Below are 12,051 nucleotides of genomic sequence, written 5' to 3'. Positions count from 1 at the left end.
CGAGGCGCGGTCGGGGCCATCCATCAGAAAGAAAACGGGCGGCCGCTGGCACGCCCGCCATTGGAGGAGTCATGGAGAAAAATCTCGCGTCGTCGGAGGGTATGCCCGCGAGCGTCTGGACCGCGAACGGTGCGGGGGCGGCGAGTGGCGCCGACACCAGCCCGTATCGCTGGATCGCGCTGTTCATCGTGTGGGCCGCGTTTCTGCTCAGCTATGTGGTCCGCGTCGCGTGGAGTACGGTCGCCGCGCCGGTCGGCGCGTCGCTCGGCATCAGCGTGTCGATGCTCGGCGCGTTCGTGACCGCGTTCTACGCGGGCTATGTGCTTGCGAACGTGGTCGGCGGGATGCTGACCGATCTGCTCGGCGGTCGGGCGATGCTCACGCTCGCGCTGCTGCCGCTCGGCGTGCTGACTTTCACGTTCGGCTATACGTATTCGCTCGCCTTCGGCATCGTGATTCAGGCTGCGATGGGCTTCGCGGCGGGTGCCGATTACTCGGCCGGCATGAAGATCATTCCCGCATGGTTCACGCGCGACCGTGGCCGCGCAATGGGCCTGTACACGACTGCGACGTCGCTCGCGGTCGTGATCGCGAATGCGGTCGTGCCGACGTTCTCTGCGCGCCACGGCTGGTCGAACGCATTCCATATGCTCGGCATCGTTACGTTCGCCTGGGGCATCGTCACGTTGCTGCTGCTGAAGAACCGGCCGTCGAACGAAGCGAAGCCCGCGCGCAACAGCATGCAGGAAATGCTCGGCCTGCTGCGAAACCGTAACCTGATCGCGCTGTCGATCGCGGGCTGCGGCGGCTTGTGGGCGACCGTCGGCTTCGGTGCATGGGGCAACGCACTGATGACGCGGCAATACGGCATCGCGCCGATCGTAGCCGGGTCGATCGTCGCCTCGTTCGGCATCGGCGCGGTGATCGCGAAACCGACGCTCGGCTGGATCTCCGACCTGCCCGGCGTGTCGCGGCGGATGATGTCGATCGGTTGCCTGATCGCGTTCGCGATCACGCTGCTGGTGTTCGGCTGCTGCTCGACGGTGCATCAGTTCTATCTGGTCGCGCCGATCCTCGGTGCGTTCTCGTTCGGCTATCTGCCGGTGCTGATGGCACAGGTCAGCGACGCGTCCGGCAAACGTCTCGCGGGCGCGAGCGCCGGCTGGACCAATGCGATCTGGCAGTCCGGCAGCGCGGTGTCGCCGATGGTGGTCGGCTCGCTGTATGGCGCGAGCCATTCGTTCATGCTCGCGCTTCTCACGCTCGCGGTCGGACCTGCGATCGCCGTCGTCGCGATGTTCTTCGTCAACCCGCAAATCGCACGCGAATGACCGATTCTCGGCAAGCCGGCGCGACCACGCACCGGCTTGCACGACGACATAGGTCGAACATAACTATTTCGCAGCCCAAAACAACCCATTTTCAGCAGGAGACAAATGGTGAAGCACAAGCCTCTCGCCAGGCCGTCGAAGGTCCTTTTTGCATGTGGTATTGGTATCGGCATCTGCGGCACGGCGCACGCGCAGTCGTCGGTCACGCTGTATGGCATCGTCGACTCAGGGGTGACGTACGTGACTCACGCTGTCACGCCGCAGGGATCGTCGGGCACGCAGGTCGCTCTCGGCACCGGCAATCGGCTGAACTCGCGTTGGGGTTTCACGGGCAAGGAAGATCTCGGCGGCGGACTGCGGGCGATTTTCACGCTCGAATCGGGCATCGCGATGAACACAGGCGCGCTGCAGCAAGGCGGGCGGCTGTTCGGCCGGCAGGCGTTCGTCGGACTCGAAGCGGACCGGTACGGCGCGATGATGCTCGGCCGGCAAATGACGCCAATGTATCGCTACTTCCTCGCGCTCGACCCGCTCGGCTATTCGAGTTACGGCTTCTCAGCGCAGGACGCGCAGTTCGTCGGTCGGGCGGATAACTCGGTTTCGTACCTTGGCCATGTGGGACCGTTCGAGCTGAACGCGCTCTACAGCTTCGGCTATGACGCAGTCACCTACAACGTGCCGGTGGCGGGCTCGTTCCGCGTCGGCAAGCAGTACGACATCGGCGGACGCTATGTTCAGGGGCCGCTGAATCTGACGTTCGTGTACGAGCAGCGGCAAGGTTCGTCTATCGCGTCATCGGGTGACAGCGAGCGGCGCTACGTGGCCGGCGGTTCGTACGAGATCGGCAAGGCGACGCTGTATGGCGGCTACGAATTGCTGCTGAACGACGTCCAGTCGACGCTCGCCGCATCGCCGCCGCAGTCGATGGCGTTCGCGGGAGTGCGCTACAGGGTGACGCCGGCACTGGACCTGGCCGCCGCGACTTACTACCACGCGTATCGCCAGGTCGACGCGCACGCATTGAGCACCGGCGTCAACGCGGACTACTGGCTGTCGAAGCGCACGGCGCTGTACACGGACATTACGTATGTGATCAACAGCTCGAAGGCCGCGCTGAGTGCGACGGGCTGGGCGACTTCGGTCGCGACGACGACCGTGAAAACCGGCGCGAATCAGCTGGCGATTGCGGTCGGCGTGCTGCATAAGTTCTGAACATGGTGGTTTGCGTTGCCAGCGGGAATGGCAGATAGCGACACCGTTGGGCCTTTTTCCATTCGGCGCACGACGATGCAGCTGCTGCCCGCAAGCCGCACGACGAGTGAGTGGATCTGTTCGATGCCGTTCAGGAACGATTCGTCGAGCAGGTCGAGCGAAATCAGTTCCTCGAGGCAACTCTACCTGCCAGATTGCGACTCTGGTCGAACGTCAAAGTCGATTCGTGATGCTGGTCAAGGTTGCTGGCAAGGATTCCGAGGCTGTGGTCAACGCGCTGATACGACATGCCAGCAAGTGTTACCTCGGGAACTTTATAAATCGCTGACCTGGGACAGGGGTACGGAAGTGGCTGATCACAAACGCTTTAGTGACAACCAGGGGAGCCAGGTCTATTTCTGCGATCCACAGACCGACCTCTCTGTCGATTCCCAAGCCGAACTCGACGCCGTAGCGAGGCGTCTCAACGAGCGTCCTCGTAAGACGCTAAACTTTGACACGCCGGCCCAGCGATTCCATCGATCCGTTGCATCGACCGGTTGAATCCGCAGTTGACTTGTGCCGAACACATGCCGGTCGACGGCGGGCCGCGCTATTCATTTGGCGTCGGACCGTGTCCGGCCAATTTGAGCCGCCCAGATACCGTACCTGGACGTCCGTTTGGTCGATCGCCAAGGCTGTCCGACGCGTGTACCTACCGGAGAAATCCGGATCGTTCTTATCGACTATGCGAGGGAAAGTGGGTGAGGGGGTTTTGCACGTAGACGTTACGAGCAGCCTTATCACCCTCTGTCTTTTCCAGTGCTGTGCCGCTTCGTGCTTTGCGATGAATCTGCGCTTGCGACAGCCGGGAGAGGGAAGCTTTTGCAGCACGCTTTTCCACTTCACTTCAGGCTTCGCCAAGTTCCGGCGGTTGCGCCGTGGCGAGAGGTAGCCGCATTTCAGCGATATCCGACTCAGCCGTCTCGGCGGTCGTCGTGGATTTGTCGGCGCTAGGGCGTGCTCTGGCCGCGCGCATATCGGCCAGTTTTTTCACGACACCCTTCGCGTAAAGCGCCATTTTTCCCCACCGCGTGGTAGCAATCTGAAAGCTGGTGTTCGGCAGTACATTGCCCCGGCTCCAGTACGCTTTAAAATCTTCCGTGCCGACGCCGAAGTCGACATCCATACGATTTTCCCATGCCCACTTGATGCAGCGCTCCATCATGATCGAACCGGGGGCGAACCTGGAAAACTTCGACTCGAAGCCTGCGATCAGACCGTTCACGCATGTATGCCCCAAGCCTATCAGGCTTGCGGCGACCGGCGTGCCGTCAAGAGTCATCACGAAAAGTATCCCCATCGGCTGCGTGTGCGTGCCGTCGACGAGGTTGACCAGAAAGTCCCGATAATGCTGCGAATAAAGCCAGGATCCTGTTTTTTCGACGCGTTCTGCCCATTCGCGCTTACGCGCGAATATCCAGTCCACCCATTGGGCGTGCGCGTGCGTATCCTTAGCTTCGAGAGCGCGGATTTCCAAGGTACCTTCCTTTGCGAAGCGCCTTTCACGCGCGCCAGGCTTCTTCTTCGACAACACGCCGAGCGTGTGGCAATAAGCCGTCCAGTCAGGCTCCTTACGCAGTAACGCCATCGCGGAGACATTCTGCGTCGCTGTGACGAGGCCCGCGTATCGCGATGCGAGATCGTAGAGACGCGCGTTCTTGTCTACGTACGGAATATTGAAGATATCGGCGTGGGAGGAGCGGGTCGCGGCGCGCCAAGCTGCATCGATCGCCACACTCGCGCCGGCGGCGGTGAGGATGCTAGTGTATTCAGCGGTACCGGGCGTAAGCGGTTCTAGCACGGTCCAGACGAACCGCCGGTGGCTCACGAGCGGCCAGACGAGCACAAGTTCACCGTTTTCCCGATACACGATGCAATGCAGCCGGCGACCGCGGGGCTTCATCACCTGAGCCCAGCACAGCCAGCAAACGGCGAAAGCCTGGTGATGGCGTCCGTCGGCTTTCGACCAGAGCGTATTCCATGCGCTTCGAAGCGCGAGGAAAGCGTCGGGATCAGTGATGATTTCGAGGCCGGATTGCTGGTTGCTCACAATGTCTTCAGATCGCTGCATGGCGTAGCTCAGGCTGGATTCAAGTGGGTCGTCTCGCCGCTGTCCTCGCGGTATCGCTCGGCGCGCTTCGGCGTGCGGGCTACCGGGTGCGAATTCGCGCTTTGCGGGAATTTAAGGCTTGAGACGTGTAGCGTTCCGTACGGTAGCCGGCACACTGTTCAGTTCAGTCGGCCGCTGCCGGTATCAATGCGGTCGCAAGGTCCACGAAGTGTCGAACCTGACAATGAGCAATCTGGTGAAGGCCACCCGTCATTGGAGAGCCTCGTCGGTGGTCGCGGTAGATCGGGTATGAACTGAGTCTTCCATGTCAAGGGAGGCGCAGTGCCCGCGCGACACATCAACGACTATCAGATGAGGCTCTACATGAAGTACAGACTCAAGCAAGGACCAGCTCAGGCGGCTGCGCGCGCCGGGTTCAGCGCCGCGGCTCTGGTGCAAATCGCACTGGCGAATCGGTTAGAGTGTCGGACTGAACGAGTAGAGAGCCGACGATGGCAAGCCGAAGAGCCTTGAGGAACTGTTCGCAGGCCGTCACTTCGACCGCGAGGTTCGTCGTGGATCAGTTCGCCCCAGCTTGCAGGACGCATCTGCACGCCGCGCATGAAGCCGTGCGCCCAGTCGTTGGCCGGAGCGACGTCATCCTCGCGCTCGAGCAGCGCAGGCAGGTACAACTCGTCGAGGGTGACGCACGGTCTTCGCTTTCGAATACAGCGTCTTGCTCCGAGTCAAAATATAGCCCGAGATTCCGTTCGGATCGCCGTACGACGGGTCGCTTGCGGAGAACGACCAGTTGGTCTCATTGAACAGCTCGATGACTGCCCGCAAAAGAGAAATAAACCGGCGAATAAAGAGAAAAGTATCACTCGAGGCGTCAATCGCCGCTCCTGAACCGTCTCGCCCGATTTGTCGCGGCGCTTGAACTGGACGCGGGCTGCTTCAGCGAAGACAACTGCGGCCGCCGATATTTGAAGGTCCCGGTCCGGATCGGGTCGCTTGACCGCCGTTTGGGGACGGCATTAATTCAGCCGAAGCCATGGAGCGCAAAGCCTTAACACCAGACCGAGCTTCAGGGCATTCCATAACGAGCAAATTCTACCGCAGGAGAAAGGTCTACCGCCATGTGCGGTAGCGCGCATTGGGTAATGGAACCAATCACGGATACTTCATGCCGTGGGTGACCGTGCATGCGCGCGTGTCGCCATTTCATCGGAATAAATTCCTCCGCGACGATCCAAAAAAGATGCTCTTTCAACAAAGATGCACGTTTAGCTGTCCTCGAATGTGCAGAATTCTTTCAAAGACGAAAAGCGTCTTTCCTGTTCGGCAAAAAAGAGAAATCGGGAAGTAAGCAAAGAATTTTAACGTTTGCGAGCAGCAGACGTTTTACTTAAATGCGCTCGCCATGGTATCTGCAGGTGACAGCTTGTAATAAAAGCCAATCAAGACCGTCAAGGGGAAAATATGTTTGATTCCGACGCCACTGCGGATCCGAAACTGGAAGGCGCGTGCATCATAGTCACATCAAAACAGATCACATCGGAAGGCTCAAATCCGGCAAACGCAAATCTTCTACTAACGTGGTGGGACAACGCAGCAAAGAGAACGGTGGACATCTCCGCGGCGTCCATTCTGCTCATCCTTCTTTTTCCGGTTCTGCTCGTCATTGCGCTGATCGTCATGAGCGACCGCGGAAACGCCATATATGGTCACCCAAGAATCGGACGAGGTGGACGTACTTTCAAGTGCCTGAAATTCCGCTCGATGGTGAAGAACTCAGACGAGGTTCTTGCGAGACTGCTCGCAACGGATCCGCAAGCTCGTGCTGAATGGGATCGTGATTTCAAGCTGAAGAACGATATACGTATCACGCCGGTCGGCCGCATCTTGCGAAAAACCAGCCTCGATGAATTGCCGCAACTCTGGAACGTGTTGCGTGGCGATATGAGTCTGGTCGGCCCCCGTCCGGTCGTGCAAAAGGAACTGGTGCGATACGGAGACGATGTCGGCTACTACCTCGCACTGAAGCCGGGAATGACAGGCTTGTGGCAGGTCAGCGGCCGCAACGATGTGGACTATCCGACGCGGGTTTCGCTCGACGTCAAATACGCAACCAATCGGTCGCTGGCATTCGATATGTCGATTCTTCTGAGAACGGTCAAAGTCGTATTCGAGAAAGACGGTGCCTATTAAGCCGGTCGAAGTCTGTTCTTTGTCGTAGCTTGCGTGTCGGTCCGATCGCCTCGACGGACCGGCAATGTGTCGCGTCAGTGCTGATCCACTTACGAGAGAAATGCTATGAGAGTGATCCACGTAATCGAATCGACTGCTACAGGGACGCTCGCGGTTGTAAGTACGCTTGCCACACGCCTCGCCAAGGAAGGTCATGAGGTTTATGTGATCTACTCGGAGCGCGAAGAAACGCCGAAGAACCTACATGCGCTCTTCCATCCGGAGGTCGCCCTGCGGCATCTTCAGATGAAGGGGCCGTCTGTGACGAGCATGCTGACTGACTTGCGCCGGCGGATCATCGAATTGAATCCGGATATCGTCCATATGCACTCGTCGTTCGCGGGCTTCCTCGGGCGGGTGTCGACTTTGTTTGCGCTGCCAGAGACGGCATTCTTATATAGCCCTCATTGCATCTCATTCATGCGGAGGGACATTGGCACGGTGAAACGATACTGTTTCGCCGCACTGGAGTGGCTCGCGAGCGTGAAAAACTGCACCTATGTGGGATGCTCTGAAAGTGAACGCGCAGCGATTCGCCGCTACCTTGGGCGGGAGGCAGTGCTGGTCGAGAATGCGATGGAGCAGGGCGTCGCTATTCAGCGCGACAATCGTCGCCCAGGCGCGGAAAGAACCGGCTCGAAACGCAGGCCAATCATTGCAACCGTCGGCGGCATTCGTGTGCAAAAGAATCCCCAACTGTTCGCGGAAATAGCCCGGTCGTTCGAACGTGGCTACGCGGAGTTCGTGTGGATCGGCGACGGCGACGCAGGTCTGAAAAGAACCCTTGAAGATGCCGGTGTGCGCGTGACCGGTTGGCTGACGCGTTCGGACGTTATGGACGCTGTTGCAGAGGCGGATATCTATCTTTCGACGGCTTCCTGGGAGGGAATGCCAATCTCGCTCATCGAAGCGATGACGCTCGGCACGCCGGTCGTGGCGTCGGACTGTCCCGGCAATATCGACACCGTTCGTCATGATTCGACCGGCGTCATCTACCAGACGGCGGCGCAGGCAACAGCGTCGATCAAGAGAATCATGAAGGACCATAGCTTTCGTGAAGGTCTATCACGCCGGGCGCAGCATGAAGCACACAGCCGGTTCAGTGAAGACCGCTTCTTCAACAACATGATGCAGCTTTATTCGGTCCAGCTAAGCCGCCTTCGCCAAGGGCGTCCGGTGCTGAGCGAATAATTGCGGGAAGCCGCGTGGTCTGGGCGAGGGTATCTCACGCATCACTGGCTCCTCTTTTTAAAGTGGGCTCGCTATTGAGGATATTTAACGGATTCCCGGTACGGATAAAAGTTTGATGTGCGACAGCGTACGGAAACAGGAGTAGCCATCAGTTAATCTGAACTGATGGCTGGTGTGAATAGATTGTTTGCTGTTCTTTAGCGCGGCAGGCAACGTTCAACGCAGGGCGACGTTATAACATCTGTATTGCATTCAGAACTGGCGCCAAGGGCATGAGCGCTGACAGTCTAGCGCCTAGTGACAAGAACGAGAGTTGGCCAGCGGCTTGCTTGCGTACCCAATCAAAAAATTCGAATTTTCCATACATCAGCCGGGGTTTCGATGAATCATAGCTCTCCACTTGCGAATGCTGCTGTGCTCCGAAATGAGGATATCAGTCTTTCTCGCTATTTCGACGTGCTCGTGGCAAAACGTTGGCTGGTTGGTGGAATCGCCGGCGGTGTCCTCGCCCTGGGCGTTGCTTACGCGTTTTTAGCGCCACCGGTGTATGAGGCCAATATCCTCGTCGAGGTTGAAAACAGCATTCCGACCAATAACACCAAAGGTCCTTTGGGCGACGTCTCCAGCATGTTCGACGTCAAGACAGACTCAACGGCCGAAATGGAAATTCTTCAGTCGAGAATGGTGGTCGGAAAAGTGGTCGACGAGCTTGGACTCGATATCAGCGCAAAGCCGAAGCGCCTTCCTCTAATTGGAGACTGGTTGGCGGGGCACGCCAAAGGTTTTTCTGAACCAGGTATCCTCAAAGGAAGCGGATATGCGTGGAACGATGAATCGCTGAAGGTTTCCACCTTTAGCGTGCCCGAAGCTTTCGAGGGCGAGAAATTCACCCTGACCGCACTAGATGGTGGCCGTTACCGCCTCGAGCAGCCCGACCTCGATAAGCCGGTCGAAGGGCACGTGGGCGTACCGCTCGAGCTGAAGCAGCCCGATGGCGTCATCACGCTGCGCGTGGAATCGCTGAGCGCGAGGCCAGGTACAGAATTCATTCTGAAAAAAGAGTCGCGCGAAAAAACGGTGGAACGCCTGCAGGACAGGCTCAAGATCGTGCAGAAGGGTAGCAAGGACAGCAGCATCATCGGCGCCTCCCTGACAGGTTCAGACCGGTTGTTGACTTCCCGCACGCTAGCCGAGATCGGTAATGCCTATGTCGACCAGAATGTGAAACGCAAAGCGGCAGAGGCTGAGAAGTCGCTCGCATTTCTGAGCGATTTGCTGCCTCAACTCAAGGCCGACCTCGAGCGCGCTGAAGACCGATACAACGACATGCGCAACCGCGTGGGCGTGTTCGATCTCAGCGAGCAGAGCAAGGCTTATCTGGATCAGAGCGTTGCTGCGCAGCGGAGCCTGCTCGAACTGAAGCAAAAGCGCGCGGAACTGAGCGTGATCTACTCGCCGGAGCATCCCACGATCCAGGCGCTCGATCACCAGATCGGCGTGCTGTCCGCAACGCTCGCGACTCTGACCCAGCAGCAACACGCGTTGCCGGACCTGGAGCAGAATGCGGTACGCCTGACCCGCGACGTGACCGTCGATAACGAGCTGTATGTCGGCATGTTGAACAACATGCAGCAGCTGAAACTGGTTCGCGCCGGAAAGGTGGGAACGGTGCGGTTGATCGATAGCCCGGTGGTGCCGAAAGACCCGATCAGGCCAGCGAAGCTTCTGGTCGTTATCTATGCTGCGCTGGGTGGCCTGGTTCTGGGCGTGGGCACGGCCTTCGCGCGCCAGGCGCTTTACCGTGGGGTGACCGATGCACAGGAGATCGAGGAACAAACGGGCCTGAACGTGTATGCAACCGTGCCGCTGTCGCAGGCGAGAGTTGCGCGGATTGGCAAGGCGCCCAACTCTGTCGAGCACGACAAATTCCTGCTTGCAACCGAGTTTCCACGAGACCCGTCAATTGAAAGTCTGCGCCGACTTAGAACCGCGCTTCATTTCGCCATGCGCGAATCGGAATCGGGCAACAACCGCGTGCTGCTGACCGGCCCGACGGAACAGGTGGGCAAGTCGTTCCTTTCAGCGAATCTGGCGGCAGTGGTGGCCGCGGGTGGGAAGCGGGTGCTGTTGATCGATGCGGACCTGCGCAAAGGTCATCTCGAACAATACTATGGCGTCGATTCGAAACCGGGTCTGGCGGACTACCTGTCGTCGGACGTGATCTCTGACTCGGTAATCATGCGCGACCTGCGTCCCGGACTCGATTTCGTCCCGCGCGGAGCGATTCCGGAGAATCCTGCCGAACTGCTTCTGAGCGAGCGCATGCAGCAATTCCTCGCCGATACGGGCCACTACGACATCGTGCTGATCGACACTCCGCCCGTGCTTGCCGTATCGGACGCCACCGCGCTTGCGAATAGCTGTGGCACGGTCCTGCTGGTGACTCGCTTCGAGACGACTTCTATAGTCGAGGTGGTCGAGGCGTCCAAGCAGCTCAAGCAGGCAAATGCCCACGTCAAGGGTGTGATCTTCAACGGGATCGACTCGGATGTATATCGCTATAGCCGGGGCGCGCGCGCCGGCATGTATCGCAATGCATCCTATCTCGAGGCGTTGCCGGTTAGCTCGGAGACTCAGAAGGGCTAGCTTTCAAACGGGGACCATCGTCGTGGCGAAATAAACTCAACGGCTTTCGACGTAGATAAATTGTGAATATCAAACACTCGTTTGTCAGTATCGCCGGAGTCGTACTCAGCCAGGCGCTCAATTTCGTTTCGATCCTATTGATCGGAAAGTATTGTGGACCCACGGAACTCGGGTACTTCAGCCAACTCATGGCCGGCGGATTTTTCGTCGGCACGGTGATCGGCTTGCGCCTGGAAGTTGCATGCCTCGCGGCGGACAAGACGCTTGCCGTGCGCGCAATGACGAGTGCCAGCGCGGTAGCCATCATGATCGGCCTCGCGCTCGTGGTCGCCACGACAGTGGCGGGCCACGCGGAATATATCCCGGTTGTCGGTCTCGCGTTTGGCGTGTTCTTGCAGCAGGCGTTGTGCGCGGCACTCACCAGCGAAAGAAAATACACGAAGATTGCTGCGATCCGGTTCTTCCCGAATGCGTTGTTCGGCGTCTGGTTTGTCTGTCTGACGGGGCTATCGAAAGGCGAGTACACGGGAACCAGCATATTCAACGTCTATAGCTGCATCTTTCTGGCATCGAATTTTGCACTGGCAGCGATTTACCTATACGCCGCGCGAAAGATGATCCCGGCGGCCTTCATGAAGTTTTCCGCGCTGCAGATTCGGTACGCCAAATACGGTGTGCCGACCGTCACGCTGAATTCCTTCGTGATCTATGCGTCCGCGATCCTGATCCCTATGGTCTTCGATCATCGGGATGCCGGGATCTTCGCGCTCGCGTATCGGGTCGGTTACTTTCCCGCGTCGCTGCTGTCGCAAAGCCTTGGTGCCGTCTTTCGTCGCGATCTGGTCGATTACTTCGATGGCGAAGAGAAGGCTGGTGTCAATCCCTCAAAGCAGTTCTTCACGATGCTGACGCTCATTAGTCTCGCTCTCGTGGCGGCGTGCTATGCCGGCCTGAGCCTGATCATCCACCTGAAGATGGGCAAGGAATGGGAGCCGTCGATGTCGGTGTATGCGATCTTCGTTCCGTATTTCATCGCCATGACGATCTACAGTTCGATGGCCACACAGATATTCGTCGTCGTGAACCGACTGAAGATTGACCTGGTGAATCAGACGCTCAATGCCTTATTGATCTTGCTGAGCCTTGGGGCGGCGCATTTCTTCGGCGTCGAGTTTATCCACACGCTTCTGCTGATCAGCGTCGGCGGAACGATCGTCGCCAGTGTGGGATCCTACCAGGCGCTCAAGATCGGCGCGGGGGCGGCAGACTATCCAGTGCGCCAACCCGGATTGGGAACGCCATGACCCCGGCGCTCATGAATCTGCGGCG

General features: G+C 58.6%; 6 protein-coding genes and 2 pseudogenes. 7 read left to right on the top strand and 1 reads right to left on the bottom strand.

Annotated elements, in window-relative coordinates:
• The first annotated feature begins 71 nt into the window (after positions 1-71).
• From L0U84_RS29925 to L0U84_RS29915, 3 genes and pseudogenes are all read left to right on the top strand, one after another.
• Positions 72-1,331, top strand: a complete 1,260-nt coding sequence (locus L0U84_RS29925; protein WP_233855678.1) for an MFS transporter — start codon at positions 72-74, stop codon at positions 1,329-1,331.
• Between the two features lie 105 nt (positions 1,332-1,436).
• Complete coding sequence (locus L0U84_RS29920; protein WP_233855677.1) at positions 1,437-2,543, top strand: porin; 1,107 nt, start codon at positions 1,437-1,439, stop codon at positions 2,541-2,543.
• A 175-nt stretch (positions 2,544-2,718) separates the two neighbouring features.
• A pseudogene (locus L0U84_RS29915) lies at positions 2,719-3,086 on the top strand (IS30 family transposase); the annotation flags it as partial.
• Positions 3,087-3,432: 346 nt separating this feature from the next.
• Here the strand turns inward: L0U84_RS29915 and L0U84_RS29910 are convergent.
• Positions 3,433-4,656 carry a GNAT family N-acetyltransferase gene (locus tag L0U84_RS29910; RefSeq protein ID WP_233855676.1) on the bottom strand — a complete coding sequence of 408 codons (1,224 nt, stop codon included), beginning with the start codon at positions 4,654-4,656 and terminating at the stop codon, positions 3,433-3,435.
• Between the two features lie 1,596 nt (positions 4,657-6,252).
• On the opposite strand from L0U84_RS29910, the pseudogene L0U84_RS29905 reads away from it, so the two are divergent.
• The 4 genes and pseudogenes from L0U84_RS29905 to L0U84_RS29890 form a co-directional block, all read left to right on the top strand.
• Positions 6,253-6,846 (top strand): annotated as a pseudogene (locus tag L0U84_RS29905) (sugar transferase); the annotation flags it as partial.
• Between the two features lie 105 nt (positions 6,847-6,951).
• Positions 6,952-8,076 (top strand): glycosyltransferase, encoded by a 1,125-nt coding sequence (locus L0U84_RS29900; RefSeq protein ID WP_233855674.1) that lies wholly within the window; start codon positions 6,952-6,954, stop codon positions 8,074-8,076.
• Positions 8,077-8,457: 381 nt separating this feature from the next.
• Complete coding sequence (locus L0U84_RS29895; protein ID WP_233855673.1) at positions 8,458-10,722, top strand: polysaccharide biosynthesis tyrosine autokinase; 2,265 nt, start codon at positions 8,458-8,460, stop codon at positions 10,720-10,722.
• Positions 10,723-10,910: 188 nt separating this feature from the next.
• Complete coding sequence (locus L0U84_RS29890) at positions 10,911-12,026, top strand: hypothetical protein (protein ID WP_233855672.1); 1,116 nt, start codon at positions 10,911-10,913, stop codon at positions 12,024-12,026.
• The last annotated feature ends 25 nt before the right edge of the window (positions 12,027-12,051 follow it).

This window comes from Paraburkholderia sp. HD33-4 (assembly GCF_021390635.1).
Lineage (GTDB): Bacteria > Pseudomonadota > Gammaproteobacteria > Burkholderiales > Burkholderiaceae > Paraburkholderia.
Note: the sequence above shows the minus strand (reverse complement) of the source record. Positions and strands in the feature narration are given on the sequence as shown.